The sequence below is a fragment of the Bradyrhizobium ottawaense genome (assembly GCF_900099825.1).
Taxonomy (GTDB): domain Bacteria; phylum Pseudomonadota; class Alphaproteobacteria; order Rhizobiales; family Xanthobacteraceae; genus Bradyrhizobium; species Bradyrhizobium ottawaense_A.
Window position 1 is genome coordinate 1,316,300 of sequence record NZ_LT629693.1, and the last position, 21,387, is coordinate 1,337,686.

The window sequence follows — 21,387 nt, forward strand, 5'->3', positions numbered from 1 at the left end:
GACAACACCGGCCCCCGCCCCCCGTCAATCGTCGGATATGGTCAACCAAAGCGTTCGACGGCAAACGGCCTGACGTCGGCAAACGGGGTCTCCCCGGTCATCATTTCGGCCAGCAGGCGCCCGGTCGCGGGTCCGAGCGTCAGGCCGTGGTGCTGGTGGCCGAAATCGAACCAAAGCCCGCTATGGCGGGGCGCCTTGCCGATCACCGGCAGCATATCCGGCAAACAGGGCCGCGCACCCATCCAAGGCCTGGCGTCGACCGGCTCGCCCAGCGGGAACAGCGCGTGCGCCCGCGGCAGGGCCCGCTCGACCTGGATTGGCGTCGGCGGCGCATCACGGCGGGCGAACTCGGCGCCGGTGGTGATGCGAATGCCGCGGTTCATTGGCGCCAGCAGATAGCCATTGTCGGCATCCAGCACGGGATGATGCAGCACAGCATTGCCGCTCGCCTTCATATGCAGATGATAACCGCGCTTGACGGCAAGCGGGATCGAATAGCCGAGCGGGGCAAAAATCTGATCCGACCACGGCCCCATCGCCACCACGACTTCGCGCGCGGTGATAGTGCCCTCCAGCGTCGCCAGCCGCCAGCGCGTGCCGGATTGTTCGAGCGTTCGCGCATCGCCGACGAGATATCGCCCGCCCTTGCGGCCGAACAAGGCCGCATAGGCCTTGGCCAGCCCTCCGGGGTCCGGCACGAATCCCGGCGCGGGAAAATGGACGGCGCCGCTGAACGCGCCGCTCAAATGCGGCTCGCGCGCGGCAATCGCCGCAGCGTCGAGAACCTCGCCCGCGACGCCATATTGCCGGGCGCGCTCCAGCTCGCTCACCGCCGTCGCCAGCGTCGCATCGGACCGAAACAGTTTGATCCAGCCGGTCCGCCGCCACAGCTCCGGCACATTGGCTTCCTCGATCAGCGCCTCGTGCTCGATCAGGCTGTGCTGGATCAGCGGCAGTTCGGCCATCGCGCTGTGCAGCGCACGCTCCGGCGAAGAAGCGAGGAAGTAGCGCACCAGCCACGGCAGGAAGACCGGCAAATCCGAGAAGTGATAGCGCACCTGCGGCGCGCGAAGCAGCGCGTAGCGCAGGATCTGGCCGGCATCCCGGGGGAACATGTAAGGAAAGACCGAGGCGCACTCGATCAGTCCGCCATTGCCGTAGCTGGTCTCTTCGCCGGCAAGCTCATGCCGGTCGATCAGGACCACGTCCCTGCCCCTTTTCTGCAGGTGCAGCGCGGCACCGACGCCGACCATGCCTGCGCCCAAAACCAGAACGTCGGCCTTCAGTTCCGCCATCCGGCACTCCGAAAGTTCAATGCCACGCGCTCGCGCGGCGCCTCAAGGTGAAGCTAGTCATTGCCGCCTCGCCGCGCAAACCGGTCACGACCATCGGCGCACTTGCGCCGCGGCTGGACTCGGGCAACATGGATCGGCAATATCCGCCGCAACCTGGCGGAAAAAAAGCTGATCAAAGCGGGGAATTCGAACACATGTCGGTACGTCAGAGTATGCTTGCAGTGGCCACGGCTTCCGTCCTCGCTTTCGCGGCGGTGCCGGCATCGGCCCAGACCCTGCGTTACGCCAACCAGGGCGACCTCAAGTCGCTCGATCCGTACACGCTCAAGGAAACCACCACGATCGCCCATCACGGCCACGTCTATGAGGGTCTGGTCGCGCGCGACAAGGATCTCAAGATCATTCCCGCATTGGCGGAAAGCTGGGAAACTCCCGAACCGACCCGCTGGCGTTTTCACCTGCGCAAGGGCGTCAAGTTCCACAACGGCGATCCCTTCACGGCTGACGACGTGCTGTTTTCCGCGGAGCGTATTCGCAGCAATGGGTCGAACTTTCTCACCAACGTTCCCGCCGACGCCAAGTTCACGAAGATCGACGACTACACCGTCGACGTGACGCTGGACTCGCCGAACCCGATTCTGATTTCGCAGTGGGACGGCTGGTACATCATGGACAAGAAATGGTGCACGGATAACAATGCCGTAGCACCTACGCCGGCGTCCGCGACCACACCGAGCTATGCATCGCTCCATGCCAACGGCACCGGTCCCTTCATGATCGAAAGCCATCAACCCGGCGTGAAGACCGTGTTCAAGGTGAACCCGAACTGGTGGCGAAAACCGGAACATAACCTCAAGGAAATCATCTTCACGCCGATCGGCTCGGACGCCACGCGCGTCGCGGCGCTGCTGTCGGGCGAAGTCGACGTCATCGAGCCGGTTCCGATCCAGGATATCGCGCGGGTGGATTCCAGTCCGAACGCCCAGGTGCTGAAGGGACCGGAACTGCGCACCATCTTCATCGGCATGGATCAGACACGCGACGAGCTGCTCTATTCCAACGTCAAGGGCAAGAACCCCTTCAAGGACATCAAGGTGCGCGAGGCCTTCTACAAGGCAATCGACATCGAGTTGATCAAGACCCGCGTCATGCGCGGCCTCTCGACCCCTTCGGCGTTGATGATCGCCCCGCAGCTTTTCAAGCTGTCCGGCGACTTCACCCGTCCGAAATTCGATCCCGACGGTGCCAAGAAGTTGCTGACCGAGGCCGGCTATCCCGACGGTTTCGAGGTGACGATGGATTGCCCCAACGATCGCTACGTCAACGACGCCGCGATCTGCCAGGCGGTGGTCGGCATGCTGGCCCGCATCGGCGTCAAGATCAACCTGCTGGCGCAACCGAAGGCGCAGTACTTCGCCAAGGTGCTCAAGCCGGGTGGCTTCCAGACGTCGTTCTACATGCTGGGCTGGACGCCTGCGACATCGGATGCCCAAAATGTTCTTTACGACATCCTGGGCTGCCGTGACGACCCGAAGTCGGCGCGCGGCGAAGCCAATCTCGGCGGCTACTGCAACAAGCAGATGGACGCCATCGCCGACAAGGTTCTGCTCGAGACCGACACCGGCAAGCGCGACCTGCTGATCAAGGAAGCCTTCGAGATCGCCGCCAAGGATTATGCATATATCCCGCTGCACCAGCAGGCGCTGGCGTGGGGCGTATCCAAGAAAGTGAAAATGACCCAGCGCGCCGACAACCAGGTGTTGCTGTACTGGGCCACCAAACAGGAATAGGCAGGCTTCAATCCAGGGTCCCGGCGGCTTCAGGCTTCCGGGACTTCTCGTTTCCAGGCGACAGCGACGTCAGCCGCAGCAGAGAAAAGTGAAAGGAAACCATGCTCGCTTTCACTCTTCGCCGCGCCATACAGGCCATCGGCGTCATGATTGCGGTCGGAATTATCTCGTTCTCGATGTTCCGTTTCGCCGGCGATCCGGTCAACCAGATCGTCTCGATCGACACATCGGCCGCGGAACGCGCGGCGGTGCGCCAATCGCTTGGCCTCGATGATCCCGTACCGGTGCAATTCGTCCGTTATTTTGCCAATGCCGCGCAATTCAAGTTCGGGGTGTCCTATCAATTCCGCCAGCCGGTGGCGAACCTGTTGATGGAACGGATGCCGGCCACGCTGGAGCTCGCGGTCTGCGCCACGTTTCTCGCGATGCTGTTCGGCATCCTGATGGGGGTCTACTCGGCATTGCGGCGCGACACTGTGCTGACCAGAATATTCCAGGCGGTCTCGCTGATCGGAATATCGCTGCCGACGTTCCTGATCGGCATCCTGCTGATCTATCTGTTCTCGGTAACGCTGGGCTGGCTGCCGTCGTTCGGCCGCGGCGACGTGGTGCGGATCGGCTGGTGGACCACCGGCCTGCTCACGCTTTCCGGCCTCAAGGCGCTGATCCTGCCCTCGATCACGCTCGGCCTGTTCCAGATGACCCTGATCATGCGTCTGGTGCGCGCCGAAATGCTCGAAGTGCTCCGTACCGATTACATCCGGTTTGCCCGCGCCCGCGGCCTGACCACACGCGCCATCCATTTCGGCCACGCGCTCAAGAACACGCTGGTTCCCGTCATCACCGTCGCCGGATTGCAGTTTGGCTCGGTAATTGCTTTTGCGATCATCACCGAAACCGTGTTCCAGTGGCCCGGTATGGGATTGTTGTTCGTGCAGGCCGTGCAAAATGTCGATATCCCGATCATGGCGGCCTACCTGCTGATGGTGTCGTTGATTTACGTCACCATCAATCTGGTGGTCGATATCCTCTACACCGTCGTCGATCCGCGCCTGCGCTCGACCCTCAGCCGTCCGACATAGAGAGAACACCATGTCCGACGCCGTGGTCCCCCATCCCGCCAAGCCGAACGCGCAAGCAGCACGCTTCGGCACCGGCTGGCTGAAGCGCACGCTCGACAGCGACGTGTTCTATTCGTTCCGCCGTTCCAAAATGACGATGGTGGCGGCCGCCGTAACCGCACTGTTTTTCCTGCTGGCGCTGTTTGCATCGCAACTCTCGGTGCAGAACCCGTTCGACCCCGCGCAGTTGCAATTGATGAATTCGCGGATCTCGCCGCTGTGGACCGCGGACGGCCAGTCGCCGTTCCTGCTCGGCACCGACGAACAGGGCCGCGACGTGTTCTCGGCCATTCTCTACGGCTTGCGGGTTTCGCTCGTCGTCGGCGTGCTCGGCATGTTGTTCGCCGGTGTGCTCGGCGTCACGCTCGGGCTGGTCGCGGGCTATGTCGGCGGCGCGGTCGATGGGCTGATCATGCGCATCGCCGACGTGCAGCTGACCTTTCCCGCGATCCTGATCGCACTACTCGTCAACGGCGTCGCCAAATCCGTGTTCGGCAACCGGCTCGACGCCATGAGCACGCTGGCGGTGCTGGTGTTCGCGATCGGACTGAGTTTCTGGGTGCAATATGCCCGCACCGTCCGCGGCTCGGTCATGGTCGAGAAGAGCAAGGACTATGTCGCCGCCGCGCAATTGATCGGGCTTCCCGCCTCGAAGATCATGCTGCGGCACGTGCTGCCGAACACGATGGGGCCGATCCTGGTGATCGCCACCATCAACCTCGGGCTCGCGATCATCACCGAAGCGACGCTGTCGTTCCTCGGCGCCGGGATGCCCGACACGATGCCCTCGCTCGGCACCCTGATCCGGATCGGCAACAATTATCTGTTCGCGGGCGAATGGTGGATCGTTGCCTTTCCCGGCCTTGCGCTGGCGGGGCTGATCCTCTCCATCAACCTGCTGGGCGACTGGCTGCGCGACGCGCTCAATCCGAAGCTCCGATGACAACTCCTATTCTTTCCGTGCGTAACCTCCAGGTGGAATTCCTCACCCGCCGCGCGACCTTGCGCGCGATCGACGGCGTTTCCTTCGATATCGCCAAGGGCGAGGTGCTCGGGGTGGTCGGCGAATCCGGTGCCGGCAAGTCGGTCACCGGACTAGCGGTAATCGGGCTGATCGATCCGCCGGGCCGGATCAGTGGCGGCGAGATCTATCTGTCGGGCATGCGGATCGATCACCTGCCGCCGGAAGAAATCCGCCGCATCCGGGGAAAACGGATCGGCACGATCTTCCAGGATCCGCTGACCAGTCTCAATCCGCTCTACAGGATCGGCGACCAGATCGTCGAGACCATTCGCACCCATACCAGTCTCACGGAGACTGCCGCGCGCAAGCGCGCCATCGATCTGCTGGCGGAGGTCGGAATCCCGGCCCCGGAAAAGCGCATCGACGCCTATCCGCACGAATTCTCCGGCGGCATGCGCCAGCGCGTCGTCATCGCGCTCGCGATCTGCGCCGAACCGGAACTGATCATCGCCGACGAGCCGACCACCGCGCTCGATGTGTCGGTCCAGGCGCAGATCATTTCACTGATCAAGCGACTCGGGCGCGATCACGGCACCGCCGTGATGCTGGTCACCCATGACATGGGCGTGATCGCCGAGACTTCCGACCGGGTTGCCGTGATGTATTCGGGCCGGATCGCCGAGATCGGCCCGGTCAGGGATGTCGTGCAGAATCCGCTGCACCCCTATGCCAAGGGCCTGATGGGCGCGATCCCGACACTGGCGGGCGAGGACAAGCGGCTGGTGCAGATTCCGGGCTCGATGCCGCGGCTGTCGGCGATCCCGCCGGGCTGCTCGTTCAATCCGCGCTGTGCGTTCGCCTTCGACCGCTGTCGCGTCGACCGGCCGGAACCGCTGCTGCACGGCACGCAGTCGGTTGCCTGCCATCTCTACGATACCGCGCCCCATGAAGCCGCGAAGGAGACTGCGGCATGAGTGCGGCGCCCTTCGTCGACGTGAAGAACCTGCGCCGCGTGTTCGACGTCTCGAAACCGTGGCTCAACCGCGTGCTGGAAGGCGGCCATCTCGAATTCCTCAAAGCCGTCGACGGCGTCACCTTCGACATCAAGAAGGGCGAGACCTTCGCGCTGGTCGGCGAATCCGGATCCGGAAAAACCACGGTGGCGCGGATGGTCGTCGGCCTGCTGCCGCCGAGTTCCGGCGAAGTCGTCATCGACGGCGTGTCGATGACCAGCACCAGGCAGGCGCAGGTACAGCAGCGCCTGCGCCGCCGCATCCAGATGATCTTTCAGGATCCCTATGCCAGCCTCAATCCGCGCTTTCGGGTCGACGCCATCGTGTCCGAGCCGATCCGCGCCTTCGACCTGATCCAGGGCGAGCGCGACATCGCCGCCCGCGTCGGCGAATTGCTGGGCCTGGTCGGCCTGCATCCCGACGACGGCCTGAAATTTCCACATGAATTTTCCGGCGGCCAGCGCCAGCGGATCGCGATTGCGCGGGCATTGGCATCCGAGGCCGAGTTTATCGTCTGCGACGAGCCGACCTCGGCACTGGATGTTTCCGTGCAGGCGCAGATCCTCAATCTGATGCGCGACCTGCAGGACAAGTTCGGCCTGACCTACCTCTTCATCAGCCATAACCTCGCCGTGGTGCGCCACATGGCGACCCGGATCGGCGTGATGTATCTCGGCCGTATCGTCGAGATCGCGGAAGGGCGCGAATTGTTCGCCAATCCGCGGATGCCCTACACAAGGATGCTGCTGGGCGCGGTTCCAGATCTGGCGATGTCCGGCCGGCAGCGGATTCCGGTCCAGGGCGAGATCCCCAATCCGATCGATCCGCCGCCCGGATGCGCGTTCAACCCGCGCTGCCCGCTGGCGTTCGATCTGTGCCGCAAGGAAGCGCCCGCGCTGATCGGCGGTGTGGCCTGCCACGCCGTCAACAACCCGGCCGCCATCCCCGTCCCGGCATGATTTAATCGCGTATCGTACGAGCGGCGCGAGCGCTGCGGTCGCAGCTAGCATCGGTGCCGATCGCAAAGCCTGACGCGATCACGATGCCCCTCGTATTCCAGCCTTTGCCTTGTCGGCGGAATTTGGCTTGCGGCTCGTCGGGCGCCCCTTGCCAGCGGTGCGCTTGTGGCCCGCAGACAGTTCTTGCTGCGACGCACCGAGCGCAAGCGAAGGCGCTTGCGACACTTCGCGGCTGCTGCCTCCAGTTTCGGCCAGCGGGAAAAGCGGAATCTCACCTTCCGCATGGAGCCCGACCAGAAAGTCCATGCCGGCACGCATCACGTGTTCGGAAGCCAGCGTCGCGGCCGCGCGCTCGTCGCCCTCGATAATGGCCCGCAATATTGCCGCGTGTTCGTTCCAATTGCGCGCTTGCCGGGCCGGATTCATCGGCGAGAACAGCATCGCGGTTCTTTCCCGCAATTTCTGCATGATATCCCCAAGGACCGTGTTCTGTCCTGCCGCGGCGAGTTCGCGATGAAACTGCTGGTTTAGATCGAACAGCTGCTCGAACCGCCTGGCCGTGACGGCCGCCGTGCCCTTGTTCAAGACGGTCTCGATACGCTTGATGATCAGTTTGTCCTGACGGCGTGCCGCCAGTCTGGCATTGTGCCCCTCGAGCAGCGCACGTACTTCGATGGTCTCGCGCGCTTCCTGCTCCGTCATCGTCGCAACCGCCGCCCCGCGTCGCGCGGTGACTTCGATCAGGCCCTCGGATGCCAACGCACGAATCGCCTCGCGCACAGGGTTGCGGGATACGCCCAGTTCGTCGGCCAGCCGACCCTCGACTAACCGTTCGCCCGGTTTCAATCGTCCGGACAAAATCGCCTGACGAAGCTCGGTGACGACCCGGTCATGAAGCGAGGAATGGTCCTCGCCAAGCCGACGCTTCGGGAGTCCAGTGGTGAGCGCCATGTCGTTAACCTATCTCAAGAACCGATCGGCAAACCTGCAGGAATATGATGATCAACGCGCTGAAATGTCGATCGCCTGATGCTTGCACCAAGGCAGGCTGCCTGCAGCCATTCTACCGGAATCGCATTGATTTGCCATCCCGTTGCCCGAAACCAGCTCGTGTGTGAGCCGGCCGTCATGCTCACGGCTCCGGCTTGTCCTGCGCCGACGTCGTCATCGCCGCTGCCGGCTCGGCACGCGGAACAGCCGCGCCGCGTTCAGCCAATGGCACCCAGGACACGCTGACGTCGCCGTGCAGGAACGTCTGGCAAGCCATTCGGTACCCCGCCTTGAACTGTTCTTCGGTCAGATGCTTGCGTTCCTTGGGCTTGACGGCATCGGTGTGTTCAAGCCCGGCCTCGATCCTGCATTTGCAGGTGCCGCATAAGCCGCCGCCGCACTTGAAGGGGATGCCGCCCTGCTCCCGCAGCGAAACCCGCAGCAGATTGCTGTCGGCCGGAGCGCTGGCCACTTTGCCACCGTTGGTCAGGAATGTGACTTGAATCATGTCGCGACCGGAAGGGTTCAGCTTGCTGACAGCGGCATCTTGCGCAGCTCGGTATCCATGTGACCGAATGTCGTCAGGTGCTCGAGCTCCTTAAGCGCCTGCGCCGTGGTCTCGAATTTTTCGAGGAATTTTGAAGGCACCTCGTTGACGATGGCGGTGTCGTCCTCGACCACGCGGATTTTGATCTTCTCTTCAAGCAGCTCCGCGATCACGAAATGCGCCTTGATGTGCCCGTAGAACCTGTAGTCGTAAGCCTCCAGAGGCCGCAGCCCGTCGACAGCTTCAGTTCTGAACTGTCCAGGCTTGCTCGTCAGGATGACATACATGCTCATTCCTCCTTGCTGCCGGCGCCTTGCGGAACGACGGCCGACACAGCCGACGCCGACACTGCCGACCAGGGCTCGATCGGGTTCTTGTCCTGCGCCAACTCGACATCGTGATTGAGCCACAACTGGCAAATCAGGCGGTAGCCATCGTCCAGCCGGGGGCCGAGCTGCTTCCGTTCCTTCCAGTTCGGCACCGGCAGCTGCTCTGCACCCTTGAGAACGCGGCAGGCACATTTCGCGCATTTCCCCATCCCGCATCCGTAGCGCAGATGCGGAAAGGGAAACTGCTTGATGCCGGCCCGGACCACCAGATTGGTGTTCTCGGCAATCTCGCCCTGGTAGGCGTGGCCGTCGCGATGAAGAATGACAGTCGGCACCTGGTTACGCCTGCAGCAATCGACGCTCGTCCTGCGGGACCTTGCGCTCGACGGCCTCGAGTTCGCTCATCGGCACCTCCTGCGCGACATAGTCCCAATACAGCGCCGTGGTGTAGAGCAACCGCATCTGCGCGCCGACTTCGCAGATCTTCAGGCATCGCTGCTGCAGTTCAACGGTGTTGGCATGTTCGAGAACGATCTGATAGCCGCGCTCGCCATGGATTTCGTCGGACACGATGTGGAGATCGAAGAACTCGACCTCTTCGTCGCTGAACTTGTACTTCTCGCGCAGCGTCGGGGTCTGCTTGCGATAGATCGACGGCACCTGCGACTCCAGCCCGACGACCAGGCCGGCGACCGCGACGATCGGATCCTCGCGCATGGCAACGGAATAGCACCAGCTCTGCAGGCCGCGCGTCGTAGCGGTCATGTTGTCGGGATCGATCACCCGCTCGCGCGTGGTGCCGCAGGCTTCGGCGAAGCGAATCAGCAGGTCGGTATGGCGGTCGCCGCCGATCTCCTCCTCGTACATATTGGCGAGCAGGAAATCCTTTGCTTCGGTGTAACGATCCGGCATCCGTGCATAGATATAGGCAAGGTAGTCCGCGAACGGTCCGACGTAGTGGAAGTGGTTCTCGGCCCACCTCGCCAGATGGGCGCGGCTGAGTTTTCCGGCGGCCCAGGCGATGCTGAACGGCGCCTTGTTGGCGCTTTTACCCTTGATCGCATTCTCGAGGGCGGTGCGGAATTCCACATGGTTCATCAATTCGGGCATCTTCGCTCTCCCTTTGTGCCTTTATGGCGAATTGGCTGCTGCGCCTCGTCTGGCTTCAAGGCTTATGATTGAATATTGTATACAATTCTAGGAGCGAGTCAAGACGGCGGATGGGCCCTGCCCTTTTGCCTGTGCGAGCAAACCTCGGTGGAGCAAATGTAGCTGAGATTCCTAGAAAAATCGACTATTTCTTAGGCAATGGATCACTGCGCGATTGCCCTGGGTCGAAGGCATGACCACACAATCCGAATCGAAATCCGCAGTTTTCTATTGCATTTTGGAATACAGTATACAATTCTGCACATCATTGAAACGATATCGCGGTAATCATCCGCTTTTGCCGGTCTCTGGGGGGAGCCATGACAAGTCACATCACCATCGGCGCGGCGCACTGGGTCTATCTCGCCGGGGTCGCCATCATCGTCGTGACCATGATCTTGCGCGCCAATGTCGTCGTGCCGTCCATCGTCGCGACCCTTCTGGTGGCGCTGGCCTGGTCGCATAGCCCGGTGACGGCTGTTGGCAGCGTCTTCAACGCGAGCTTCACGGCGGCAAAGGAGCTCTTCAACATATTCCTCGTGATCGCGCTGATGACGGCGCTGTTGAATGCCCTGAAGGTGCTGCGTTCGGACATCCGGATGGTCGAACCGTTTCGCGCGGTCATGAAAAACGGTCATGCCGCATACTTTGTGCTCGCCGCGATCACCTATGTGATTTCCCTGTTCTTCTGGCCTACGCCCGCGGTGCCGCTGGTGTCGGCGGTGCTGCTGCCGGCCGCGATCGCCGCCGGCCTGCCGCCGCTCGCCGGCGCGATGGCGATCGCCATCGCCGGCCAGGGCATGGCGCTGTCGTCCGATTACGTGATCGGCGTGGCACCCGGCATCAGCGCGAAGGCCGCGGGCGCAGCGGTGAGTGCGGCAATGGTGGCCGACCGGGCCCTGGTGCTGTCGCTGATCACCGGTTCGATCGCCCTGTTGCTGGCCTACCTCTCGATCCGCAAGTCGATCGTGCCGCCCAGCAATTCCCTGCTCGATCGATGGCAGGCGCAATCGAGCAACGGCGACCTGGCCCGGATCGAGGCCGAAGGAACCTTCGACAAGGCCGAGATCGCGCGCGGCACCAGCCAGGAGCCGCTGGTCAGCGATGCGCAGGTTTCCAAAGAGCTCTCGATGATCGGCCGGAAGCGGATCGGATGGTCGAAGTTCTTTGCCATCGCGACGCCGCTGGCCTTCCTCTGTGTCATCGTGCTGATGATGATGTCCAAGCTCGGCTACGGCCACGATCTGAAGGGTGGCGAAGCCGCCGCGCTGGTCGGCGGTGTCGCGGCATTGCTGATGGTGTGCGCGGCATTCGCCACCGACGGGCTGCGCAAGGCGATGGACACCAGCGCCGACCATGTCACGGAGGGTTTCGTTTTTGCTTTCCGTGCCATGGGGTCGGTGCTGCCGATCGCGGGCTTCTTCTTCCTCGGCGCTGGCGGCGATCTTGCGGCTTCGATTCTCAACGTGCCGGCCGCGCAGGCCCCGAGCCTCCTGTTCGAACTGATTCAGAGCGCCCAAGGCTGGATTCCCAACAACCACTTCCTGGTGGCGTTCGGCGTCCTGGTGGTTGGCATGATCACGGGAATCGACGGCTCCGGCTTTGCCGGCCTGCCGCTGACCGGCTCGCTGTCCGGCGCGCTGGCACCCGGCGCCGGGCTCCACCCCGCGACGCTGGCCGCGGTGGGCCAAATGGGAGCGGTATGGACCGGCGGCGGCACGCTGATTGCGTGGTCGTCGCTGATCGCGGTCGCCGGGTTCGCGCGCGTGCCGGTGTTCCAGATCGTGAATTCGGTGCTCGTGCCGGTGCTGACCGGACTTGGCGTATCGACATTGTGCGCTGTGATGTTGTGGAACTAGCGAAGGGTAAAGGTCATGAATGACGCGGCAGTATCGATGGCGCGCGCTGCGCCGGTGCGCGACGGAATCGAAAAGTTCAAAAACTATATCGATGGCGAATGGGTAGCGGGCCGGACCGGCGCGTATTTCGACGACGTCAATCCCGCCGATACGTCCGACATCGTCGGCCAATTCCCCGCCTCTTCGGCGGCAGACGCCGAAGTGGCCGTGCGCGCGGCGGCGGCTGCCTGCGCGAGCTGGAAAAAGACCCCGATCACCGTGCGGGCAAGGATCCTCAATGGCGCCGCCAGCTATCTGGAGACGCATGTTGATCGATTCGCGGAGGAGTTGACGCGGGAGCAAGGCAAGGCGCTCAATCTGAGCAAGGACGAGATCCTGCGCTCGGCGCAAACGCTGCGATTCTATGCCGTCGAAGGTCAGTCGTTCGCGGGCGAGACCTTCCCCAATGACGATGCCGACATGGTCGTCTACACCCAGCGCGAGCCGCTGGGTGTGGTGTCGGTCATCACGCCGTGGAACTTTCCGGTATCCATCGCGGCGCGAAAAATCGCGCCGGCGCTGATCGCCGGCAACACCGTCGTATTCAAGCCGTCGTCCGACGCGCCGCTGAGCGGCTATCGCCTCACGGAAGCCTTCGTCGCCGCAGGAATTCCCAAGGGTGTGCTCAATTTTGTCACCGGGCGCGCCGCCGATGTCGGCCCGGCGATCACCGTGCCGCCGGTCGTACGCGCTATATCCTTCACGGGATCTACCTCGGCCGGCGAACAGATTCACCGCTCGGTCGGCTTCACCACACGCACCCAGATGGAGCTCGGCGGCAAGAATCCGCTGATCGTGATGGAGGATGCGGATCTCGACAAGGCCGTGGACCTGACCATCAAGGGCGGCCTGTCGCTGAGCGGACAAGCCTGCACCGGGACCAGCCGTGTGCTGGTAATGCAACAGGTCAAGGCGGCGTTCACCGACAAGTTCGTGGCCAGGGTGAAGGCGCTGAAGATCGGGAGCGGTCTTGTTGCCGGAAACGATATCGGTCCACTGGCTACGGCGCGCCAACTGGAAACCGTGCTGCGTTACATCGAGATCGGCAAGCGCGAGGCGACGTTGCTGTGCGGCGGCGAACGCCTGAGCGGTCCGGCTTACGGCCGCGGCTATTACGTATCGCCCGCGATTTTTACCGATGTCACCCAGGACATGCGGATCGCGCGCGAGGAGATATTCGGACCAGTGATCGCCCTCATCGAGGTGACGAGCTACGCGGATGCGATCGCGAAAGCCAACGATACCGAATACGGCCTGTCGGCTGCGATCGCGACGCGCAATCCGCGTTACATTCATGACTTCGCGAACGACATCGAGTCGGGAACCGTCAAGATCAACCGCACCACGACCGGCAATCTGATCAATGCGCCGTTCGGTGGGCTCAAGCGCTCCAGCACGTCGGCCTTTCGCGAGTCGGGTCGCGCCGGCCTAGAGTTCTACACGCAAATCAAGACGGTCTATCGCGGCTGCTGATCGACGACGGCTCGAACCATCCGTCGACACCTACAATTCGAACACCGGGACAAGGACATGAGAGCTGCATTCAAGCTGGAACTCGAGGAGGCGCGTCACATGGTTGCCGCTGCCATCCGCAAATCCAAGGAGATCGGCGTGCTGGAGACGGTCTGCGTCGCCGATGAAGGCGGCTATCCGTTGGCGCTGGAGCGAATGGATCGCGCCAGGGTGACTGGACCGCAGATCGCCTGGAACAAGGCCTTCACGGCGGCGGGCCACCGGCGATCGACCCATCTGTTCAATCAGTCGCCGAACGGGCCGGCGCTTCCCGGTAACGAGGCGTTCGGCATCCAGTGGAGCTTCGAGGGCAGGTTCGCCGTTTTCGTTGGCGGCTTTCCGATCGTGGTCGACGACGAAGTCGTTGGCGGGGTCGGCCTCAGCGGCGGCAATGGCGAGCAGGATATCGCCTGCGGCCTGGCCGCGCTTCAGGCTCTACAGGAACTGCTGGCGCCGAAGAACCATCGGGTGCTGGTTCTGGCCGACATCAAGATGTGATGGACCGCATGGTCTATCGGGTGCAGGTGGCCGGGACAGAGCGGGCGTTCGAGGCGACCCCGGACGAAACCATCCTCGACGCGGCGCTGCGTGCCAATGTCAACCTGCCGCACGACTGCAGACTCGGGGGCTGCGGCACCTGCCGCATCAGGCTGGTCGAAGGTTCGGTCAGCTATGCCGAGTTCCCGCTGGCGCTGACACCGGACGAGGAAAGCCGGGGTTACGCCCTCGCCTGCCAGGCGATGCCCGCCGGCGATCTGGTCATCGAACCGGCGCGCGGCCTGACTGAGATGCCGCCGGCGGCGCGCCACCACGCCGTGGTGACGGCCGTTCGACCGGTCAGCGCCCTGGTCACGCATCTTGTGCTGGAAGTCCCGGCAGCTGCTTTCCTGGACTACCGGCCGGGGCAGTACATGAACGTCATGTTGCCTGACGGAACCACACGCAGCTTCTCGATGGCGTCGATCCCCTGTGACAATCGGGTCGATTTTCAGATCCGGCAGATCGAAGGTGGATCGTTCACCCAGGGCATGCTGCAACGGGTGCAGGCCGGCGACAAATTGGAGGTCGAGCTGCCGCTTGGCACCTTCCACCTCCGTGCCGAGGACGACCGGCCGCTGCTGATGGTTGCCACCGGCACGGGGATCGCGCCGATCAAGGCCATCCTGGAATCGCTGATGGATAATCCGGATTGTCCGCCCGTCAGCCTGTACTGGGGCGGGCGCACGGCCGCTGACCTGTTTCTGTTCGACGAGATCCGGACATGGGGCAGACGGTTATTCGAGTTCAATTTCGTGCCGGTGCTGTCCCGCGCCGATGCAGCTTGGGAGGGGCGCAGGGGTCACGTGCAGCACGCCGTTACCGCTGATTTTGACGACCTCTCGGAACATGCTATTTATTTGTGCGGGTCGCCCGCGATGATCATCGACGCCAAACTGGCTTTCATCGACCGGCGCGCCTCAATGGAGCACATTTACAGCGAAGGCTTCAGCCACCAACGCGCACGACCCGTCCAAGCGTGATCCTTGGCATGATCACGCGGATGGGAGCAATGCGTGGCATACCACGGGTTGGCATCCAGCGCCGGCTGTGATCAAGTGCGGCCGCACCGAATACCAGCGCAAAATTGGACTCCCATGGGCAACATCAATCCCGATCCGTTCACAACCCGGCCGGAAATCGAAGGCACGTTCGGCGTGGTCACCTCGACCCACTGGATCGCGACCGCGGTCGGCATGGGCATCCTGGAAAAGGGCGGCAACGCCTTCGACGCCGGTGTCGCCACCGCCTTTACGCTGCAGGTGGTCGAGCCGCATCTCAACGGCCCCGGCGGCGACGTTCCGATCATTGTGCATGATACCAAACGCGGCCGCACCGAAGTGATCTGCGGCCAGGGCCCGGCGCCGGCGAAGGCGACCATCGCCCATTACAAGAGCGAGGGGCTGGAGATGGTGCCGGGCACCGGTCTTCTGGCGGCCTGCGTGCCCGGGACGTTCGAATCCTGGATGATGCTGCTGCGCGATTACGGCACGATGCGTTTGCGCGACGTGCTGGAACCCGCGATCGCCTACGCCCGCGACGGTTACCCGCTGGTCGAGCGCGCGGCGGCGACGATCCAGATCGTCGAAAAACTGTTCAAGAAGCATTGGCCCACCTCGGCCGCGGTGTATCTGCCGAACAATGAGGTGCCGAAGCCCGGCACGCTCTTCACCAACAAGCAGCTCTCGGAAACCTACGCCCGTATCCTGAAGGAAGCCGAGAGCGCCGGCTCCGATCGCGTGGCGCAGATCGAGCGCGCGCGGAAATCCTGGTCGCACGGCTTTGTGGCGGAAGCCATCGACAAGTTCTGCCGCACGCAGGAAGTTATGGACGTTTCCGGCTCGCCGCATAAGGGCGTGCTCTCGGCCGACGACATGGCGCGCTGGCAGCCGACCATTGAAGCGCCCCTCACCTACGACTACGGCCGCTATACCGTCTGCAAGCCGGGCGTCTGGAGCCAGGGCCCGGTGATGCTGCAACAGCTCGCGCTGTTGAAGGGATTCGAACTCGACGGGCTCGATCCCGCCGGACCCGACTTCATCCATCTGCAGATCGAATGCGCCAAGCTTGCATTCGCCGACCGCGAGAAATTCTACGGTGATCCTGACTTCACCGACATTCCGATCACGACGCTGCTGTCGGACGCCTATAACGACGAGCGCCGCAAGCTGATCTCGCGGGACAAGGCCTCGCTCGATTTCCTGCCCGGTTCGGTCGAGGGCTTTGGCTCGGTGGTCAAGATGCGCCGCGCGGAGGGGCATCGCGAGGCCGTTGGCGCCATGGGCGCGGGCGAGCCGACCGTCGGCCGCTTCGGCGAAGTGCGCGGCGACACCGTGCATTTCGACATTATCGACCGGGCCGGCAACATGATCTCGGCGACGCCGTCCGGCGGCTGGCTGCAATCCTCGCCGGTCATTCCCGAACTCGGCTTCTGCCTCGGCAGCCGCGCCCAGATGTTCTGGCTGGAGGAGGGTCACCCCGCGGCGCTGGCGCCGGGCAAGCGTCCGCGCACCACGCTCTCGCCGACCATGTGCTACCGCGACGGCGAGCCCTACATGGCCTGGGGTTCGCCCGGCGGCGATCAGCAGGACCAATGGACCACGCAGTTCTTCCTGCGCCATGTCCACGCCAAGCTGAACCTGCAGGAAGCGATCGACGCGCCGGCCTGGCACTCCGAACATTTCCCGATCTCGTTCTGGCCGCGCACCTCGCGCCCCGGCGTGCTCGTCGTTGAAAACCGCGTGCCGAAGCCGACGATCGATACCCTGAAGGACCGCGGCCATATCGTCGAGGTCGGCCCCGACTGGTCGGAGGGCCGCCTTACCGCCGCCTCCAAAATTGGCCGCCGCCGCCGCGCCGCCGCCAATCCGAGGGGCATGCAGGGTTACGCGGCGGGACGATAAAAGGCAGGGCGGCTTAGAGATGGTTTGCCGAACATGACCTGGTCGATCATCGCCCGCGATTCCCTGACCGGCCAGTTCGGTATCGCGGTTGCGACCAAGTTTTTCGCGGTCGGCGCCCGTGTGCCGCATATCGCGGCCGGCATCGGCGGCGTCGCGACGCAGGCGCTGGTCAATCCCTATTACGGCATTGATGGTCTCGCATTGTTGCGTGAGGGACGCGAGCCCCGCGCGATCGTCGAAACGCTGATCGCCGCCGATGCCGGCCGCGAGAGCCGGCAACTGCACATCATGGATGCCAACGGCCGTATTGCCGCCTTTACCGGCCGCGAATGCGTCGACTGGTGCGGCCATGTTCAGGGCGACGGCTTCTCTATCGCCGGCAACATGCTGGCGGGCGCATCCGTACTCGACGACACTGCAAAGGCGCTTGTCGCCAACGCCAGCCTTCCCTTTGCGCAGCGGCTGATCGCAGCCTTAAAGGCCGGCGAGGCCGCCGGCGGCGACAAGCGCGGCAAGCAGTCGGCGGCGCTGTTGATCCACGGCGAGGAGGAGTGGTCCGATCTCGACCTGCGCGTCGACGACCACGCCGATCCGCTGGCCGAACTCGAACGGCTCGAGCAAGTCAGCCGCGAGCGCTGGGTGCATTTCCGCCCCTTTCTGCCGACGCGAAAGAACCCGGCCGGAATCACCGACCGCGCGAAAATCGACGCAAGCGTCGAAGCGGCCACCGCGGGCAAGGCATGACGGCAGGCCCGCTGATCGAAATCGAGGGCCTGCGCGTCGTCTTCCATGGCGACGACGGCCGTACGACCCATGCGGTCGACAGCGTCGACCTCAGCGTCGCCAATGGTGCCACGCTTGGACTGGTCGGCGAGTCCGGCTGCGGCAAGAGCGTGACGTCGCTTGCCATCATGGGACTGTTGTCAAAGCACTCGGCCGAGGTCTCGGGCTCGATCCGCTTCGATGGCTTCGACCTGCTCGACGTGCCCGACCAGACCCTGCGCGACCTCAGGGGAAATCGCCTGGCGATGATCTTTCAGGAGCCGATGACGTCGCTCAATCCGAGTTTTACGATCGGCGACCAGATCATCGAGACGATTTTGCGCCATCGTGGCGGCTCCAAGCGCCAGGCGCGCGAGCGCGCGATCGAACTGCTGCGCCGCGTCCATATCCCCTCGCCCGACAAGCGGATCGACGACTATCCGCACAAGCTGTCCGGCGGCATGCGTCAGCGCGTGATGATCGCGATGGCGCTGGCCTGCGATCCCCGCCTGCTGATCGCCGACGAACCGACTACGGCCCTCGATGTCACCTTGCAGGCGCAGATCCTCGACCTGATGCGCGAATTGAAGGCGGCAAGCGGTGCCGCGATCATCCTGATCACCCACGACCTCGGCGTCGTCGCCGAAGTCTGCGACGAGGTCGCGGTGATGTATGCCGGCGAGATCGTCGAACGGGCGTCGGTGAATGAGCTGTTCGCCAACCCGCAACATCCCTACACGGTCGGCCTGCTCGGCTCGATCCCGCGGCTCGACCGCCGCACCTCGCATCTGGCAACGATCGAGGGCATGGTGCCGAACATGGCCAACCCGCCAGCCGGATGCCGCTTCGCCGCACGTTGCCCCTTCGTCGTCGCGGCCTGCATCGCCGCCCCGCCGCCGCTGGCGATGGTGAGCGACGGCCACGCCTCGCGCTGCATCCGGGCGCCGCTGGAGAGGCTGGTATCATGACAGCGCTCCTGGAAGTCGAAGGCCTGGTCAAACATTTCGTCGCCGCGCGTTCGGTGTTCGGCCGCCCCACCGCTCACGTCAAGGCGGTCGACGGCGTCAGCTTCACCGTCGAAGCCGGCAAGACGCTGGCGCTGGTTGGCGAATCCGGCTGCGGCAAGTCCACCGTCAGCCGATTGGTGCTGCGGCTGATCGAGGCGGATGCAGGCAGCGTCCGTTTCGAGGGCCGCGACCTCGGCACGCTGGACGCCACGGCGTTGCGGGCCTTTCGGCGCGACGCACAGATCATCTTTCAGGATCCGTATGCCTCGCTCAACCCGCGCATGACGGTCAGCCAGATCCTGACCGAGCCGCTGGCGCTGCACGACCTGGTGCCCTCCCCGCGCCGGCGCGAACGGGTCGAGCAACTGTTGCGGCTGGTCGGCCTCGAGCCACGATTCGCGCGCCGCTATCCGCATGAATTTTCCGGCGGCCAGCGTCAGCGTATCGCCATCGCCCGGGCACTGGCGGTGGAACCGAAACTGATCATCTGCGACGAACCGGTATCGGCGCTCGACGTCTCGATCCGCTCGCAAATCCTCAACCTGTTGCGCGACCTGCAGGACCGGCTTGGCCTAGCCTATATCTTTGTCAGCCACGATCTCGCCGTAGTGAAGCACATTGCCGACCGGGTCGCGGTGATGAATCTCGGAACCATCGTCGAGACGGCGGAAGCGCAGGCGCTGTTCGCCGCGCCAAAGCATCCCTATAGCCGCGCGCTGTTGTCGGCGATCCCGGTGCCGAGGCCGCCGGCCAAACGCAGCCGCATCGTGCTGGAAGGCGAGATGCCGAGCGCGCTCAATCCACCCTCCGGCTGCCGCTTTCACACCCGCTGCCCCTACGCCATCGCACGCTGTCGCGCCGAGGTTCCCCCATTGCTCGCCGATGCCTCCGGACACGCTACCGCCTGTCACCGCACGGCGGAGCTGCCACCGCCCGAAAACATCGTGCCGGCCGACGGCGGCTTTTCGCCGACGCTGGAAAAATTGGTCGCCGCCTTCAGCGGCGGTGCGGAAGGTGTGGCCCGCACCGGGGTTGATCAATCAGGAACACAGCCGGCAGTGGTGTAATCGTGGAGATGGGGATAGCAACAATGAAAATCCTGCGTTTGGCAGTCACCGCGGCGGCGCTGCTGCTGTCGTTCGAGACGAGCGTTCAGGCCCAGTCCACGCTGCGCATCGGGCTCGCCGAAGATCCTGATGTGCTCGATCCGACCATGGCGCGCACCTATGTCGGCCGCATCGTGTTCGCGGCTTTCTGCGACAAGCTGTTCGACATCGATGAAAAACTCAACATCGTGCCGCAGCTCGCGTTGAGCCACGAGACTTCATCCGACGGCAAAGCCGTGACGATCAAGCTCCGCCCCGGCGTCACGTTCCACGACGGCGAAGCCTTCGACGCCGAAGCCGCCAAGTTTTCGATCGAGCGCCACATCACCATGCCGGGCTCGTTCCGCAAGCCGGAGCTCGCCAGCGTCGACTATGTCGAGGTGGTTGATCCCCTCACCATCAGGCTGGTGTTGAAGGCGCCCTATTCGCCGCTGATCGCGCAACTGACCGATCGGGCGGGCATGATGGTGTCGCCCAAGGCCGCAAAAGCCGAAGGCGACAAGTTCGGATTGCATCCGGTCTGCGCCGGACCCTACAAGTTCGTCGAGCGCGTCCAGCAGGACCGCATCGTGTTCGAAAAATTCGCCGACTATTGGAACAAGGACAAGATCTTCATCGACAAGGTCGTGTTCCTGCCGATCGTCGACGCCACGGTGCGGCTCGCCAACCTGAAATCCGGCGGGCTCGATCTGATCGAGCGCGTGCTCGCGACCGACCTCAAGGAGGTTCGCGCCGACACAAGGCTGAAACTTTCGACCGCGATCGAGCTCGGCTACCAGGGCATCACGCTGAACATCGGCAAGGACAAGGCCAAAGGACCGCTGAGCCAGTCCGCCAAGGTGCGGCAGGCGCTCGATCTCTCGATCGACCGTGAAGCCATCAACCAGGTCGTGTTCAACGGCGAATTCAAGCCGGGCAATCAGTGGGTCAACCCGGATCACCCCTATTACCAGAAGGCGTTTCCAATTCGGCCGCGCGACGTTGCGAAAGCCAAGGCGCTGCTGAAGGAAGCCGGCGTCACGCCGCCGGTCAGCGTCGATTTCATGGTGCCGAAGGGCGCCGAGACCGAAGCGGTCGCCCAGGTGATGCAGTCGATGGCGGCGGAAACCGGCTTCGACCTGAAGATCAGGGTCACCGAATTCGCGACCTCGCTGAAACAGGCGGAGGCCGGCGAGTACCAGGCCTTCATGCTGGCTTGGAGCGGGCGGATCGACCCGGACGGCAATGCCTACATCTTCCTGCACACGGACGCGCCGCAGAACTACAGCGCCTGGAGCAATGCGGGCGCCGACAAGGCACTAGATGACGCGCGGCTGGTCACCGACATGGCGCAGCGCATGGCGCTCTACGAAAAGCTGACCAAACTGGAACTGGACGACGAAGCCATCCTTTACCTCTACCATCGCCGCATCATTATTGCGCACACCACCAAGCTCGAAGGCTACACGCAAATGCCGGACGGGCTCGTCCGCGTCGTCGGGTTGAAGCTGAAGTGACCACTGCAA

Annotated in this window: 20 protein-coding genes; 14 read left to right on the forward strand and 6 right to left on the reverse strand. The window is 63.6% G+C overall.

Annotated elements, in window-relative coordinates; translation table 11 throughout:
• Window positions 1-41: 41 nt before the first annotated feature.
• Entirely contained in the window at window positions 42-1,295 is a 1,254-nt protein-coding gene (locus tag BLR13_RS06270; RefSeq protein WP_074826426.1) for an NAD(P)/FAD-dependent oxidoreductase, read from the reverse strand.
• A 194-nt stretch (window positions 1,296-1,489) separates the two neighbouring features.
• Here BLR13_RS06270 and BLR13_RS06275 point away from each other — a divergent pair, with 194 nt between their 5' ends.
• The 5 genes from BLR13_RS06275 (at window position 1,490) to BLR13_RS06295 (ending at window position 7,142) form a co-directional block, all read left to right on the forward strand.
• The gene (locus BLR13_RS06275; protein WP_074831842.1) at window positions 1,490-3,085 is read left to right on the forward strand and encodes an ABC transporter substrate-binding protein; all 1,596 of its coding nucleotides are present in this window, start codon (window positions 1,490-1,492) and stop codon (window positions 3,083-3,085) included.
• A 101-nt stretch (window positions 3,086-3,186) separates the two neighbouring features.
• Entirely contained in the window at window positions 3,187-4,167 is a 981-nt protein-coding gene (locus BLR13_RS06280) for an ABC transporter permease (RefSeq protein ID WP_074826423.1), read from the forward strand.
• A 10-nt stretch (window positions 4,168-4,177) separates the two neighbouring features.
• The gene (locus tag BLR13_RS06285) at window positions 4,178-5,149 is read left to right on the forward strand and encodes an ABC transporter permease (RefSeq protein ID WP_074826420.1); all 972 of its coding nucleotides are present in this window, start codon (window positions 4,178-4,180) and stop codon (window positions 5,147-5,149) included.
• Window positions 5,146-6,144: an ABC transporter ATP-binding protein gene (locus BLR13_RS06290; protein ID WP_074826418.1), complete on the forward strand. Its 999-nt coding sequence runs from the start codon at window positions 5,146-5,148 to the stop codon at window positions 6,142-6,144. The genes BLR13_RS06285 and BLR13_RS06290 overlap by 4 nt, the downstream gene beginning before the upstream one ends.
• The gene (locus BLR13_RS06295; RefSeq protein ID WP_074826416.1) at window positions 6,141-7,142 is read left to right on the forward strand and encodes an ABC transporter ATP-binding protein; all 1,002 of its coding nucleotides are present in this window, start codon (window positions 6,141-6,143) and stop codon (window positions 7,140-7,142) included. Before BLR13_RS06290 ends, BLR13_RS06295 begins: the two co-directional genes overlap by 4 nt.
• Window positions 7,143-7,220: 78 nt before the next feature.
• On the opposite strand, the gene BLR13_RS06300 is transcribed toward BLR13_RS06295, so the two are convergent.
• From BLR13_RS06300 to BLR13_RS06320, 5 genes are all read right to left on the reverse strand, one after another.
• On the reverse strand, window positions 7,221-8,093 hold the full coding sequence (locus BLR13_RS06300; protein ID WP_074826411.1) for a GntR family transcriptional regulator: 873 nt from the start codon (window positions 8,091-8,093) through the stop codon (window positions 7,221-7,223).
• Window positions 8,094-8,274: 181 nt separating this feature from the next.
• Window positions 8,275-8,640 (reverse strand): 2Fe-2S iron-sulfur cluster-binding protein, encoded by a 366-nt coding sequence (locus BLR13_RS06305; RefSeq protein ID WP_074826410.1) that lies wholly within the window; start codon window positions 8,638-8,640, stop codon window positions 8,275-8,277.
• A gap of 17 nt (window positions 8,641-8,657) precedes the next feature.
• Window positions 8,658-8,972: a ferredoxin gene (locus tag BLR13_RS06310; RefSeq protein WP_244525108.1), complete on the reverse strand. Its 315-nt coding sequence runs from the start codon at window positions 8,970-8,972 to the stop codon at window positions 8,658-8,660.
• Window positions 8,969-9,343: a 2Fe-2S iron-sulfur cluster-binding protein gene (locus BLR13_RS06315; protein WP_074826404.1), complete on the reverse strand. Its 375-nt coding sequence runs from the start codon at window positions 9,341-9,343 to the stop codon at window positions 8,969-8,971. The genes BLR13_RS06310 and BLR13_RS06315 overlap by 4 nt, the downstream gene beginning before the upstream one ends.
• Window positions 9,344-9,347: 4 nt before the next feature.
• Window positions 9,348-10,118, reverse strand: a complete 771-nt coding sequence (locus BLR13_RS06320) for a TenA family transcriptional regulator (RefSeq protein WP_074826401.1) — start codon at window positions 10,116-10,118, stop codon at window positions 9,348-9,350.
• A gap of 359 nt (window positions 10,119-10,477) precedes the next feature.
• On the opposite strand from BLR13_RS06320, the gene BLR13_RS06325 reads away from it, so the two are divergent.
• The 9 genes from BLR13_RS06325 (at window position 10,478) to BLR13_RS06365 (ending at window position 21,378) form a co-directional block, all read left to right on the forward strand.
• Window positions 10,478-12,016, forward strand: a complete 1,539-nt coding sequence (locus BLR13_RS06325) for a hypothetical protein (protein WP_074826397.1) — start codon at window positions 10,478-10,480, stop codon at window positions 12,014-12,016.
• Between the two features lie 15 nt (window positions 12,017-12,031).
• Window positions 12,032-13,528, forward strand: a complete 1,497-nt coding sequence (locus BLR13_RS06330; RefSeq protein ID WP_197679523.1) for an aldehyde dehydrogenase family protein — start codon at window positions 12,032-12,034, stop codon at window positions 13,526-13,528.
• Between the two features lie 57 nt (window positions 13,529-13,585).
• Complete coding sequence (locus tag BLR13_RS06335) at window positions 13,586-14,065, forward strand: GlcG/HbpS family heme-binding protein (RefSeq protein WP_074826394.1); 480 nt, start codon at window positions 13,586-13,588, stop codon at window positions 14,063-14,065.
• Window positions 14,065-15,087 carry a 2Fe-2S iron-sulfur cluster-binding protein gene (locus BLR13_RS06340; RefSeq protein ID WP_244525109.1) on the forward strand — a complete coding sequence of 341 codons (1,023 nt, stop codon included), beginning with the start codon at window positions 14,065-14,067 and terminating at the stop codon, window positions 15,085-15,087. Before BLR13_RS06335 ends, BLR13_RS06340 begins: the two co-directional genes overlap by 1 nt.
• A gap of 114 nt (window positions 15,088-15,201) precedes the next feature.
• Window positions 15,202-17,007 carry a gamma-glutamyltransferase family protein gene (locus BLR13_RS06345; protein WP_074826391.1) on the forward strand — a complete coding sequence of 602 codons (1,806 nt, stop codon included), beginning with the start codon at window positions 15,202-15,204 and terminating at the stop codon, window positions 17,005-17,007.
• Between the two features lie 33 nt (window positions 17,008-17,040).
• Window positions 17,041-17,751: a DUF1028 domain-containing protein gene (locus tag BLR13_RS06350; protein ID WP_074826387.1), complete on the forward strand. Its 711-nt coding sequence runs from the start codon at window positions 17,041-17,043 to the stop codon at window positions 17,749-17,751.
• Window positions 17,748-18,737, forward strand: a complete 990-nt coding sequence (locus BLR13_RS06355) for an ABC transporter ATP-binding protein (RefSeq protein WP_074826384.1) — start codon at window positions 17,748-17,750, stop codon at window positions 18,735-18,737. Before BLR13_RS06350 ends, BLR13_RS06355 begins: the two co-directional genes overlap by 4 nt.
• Complete coding sequence (locus tag BLR13_RS06360; RefSeq protein ID WP_074826379.1) at window positions 18,734-19,843, forward strand: ABC transporter ATP-binding protein; 1,110 nt, start codon at window positions 18,734-18,736, stop codon at window positions 19,841-19,843. The genes BLR13_RS06355 and BLR13_RS06360 overlap by 4 nt, the downstream gene beginning before the upstream one ends.
• 23 nt (window positions 19,844-19,866) lie before the next feature.
• Window positions 19,867-21,378, forward strand: a complete 1,512-nt coding sequence (locus tag BLR13_RS06365) for an ABC transporter substrate-binding protein (protein ID WP_074826376.1) — start codon at window positions 19,867-19,869, stop codon at window positions 21,376-21,378.
• Window positions 21,379-21,387: the final 9 nt, after the last annotated feature.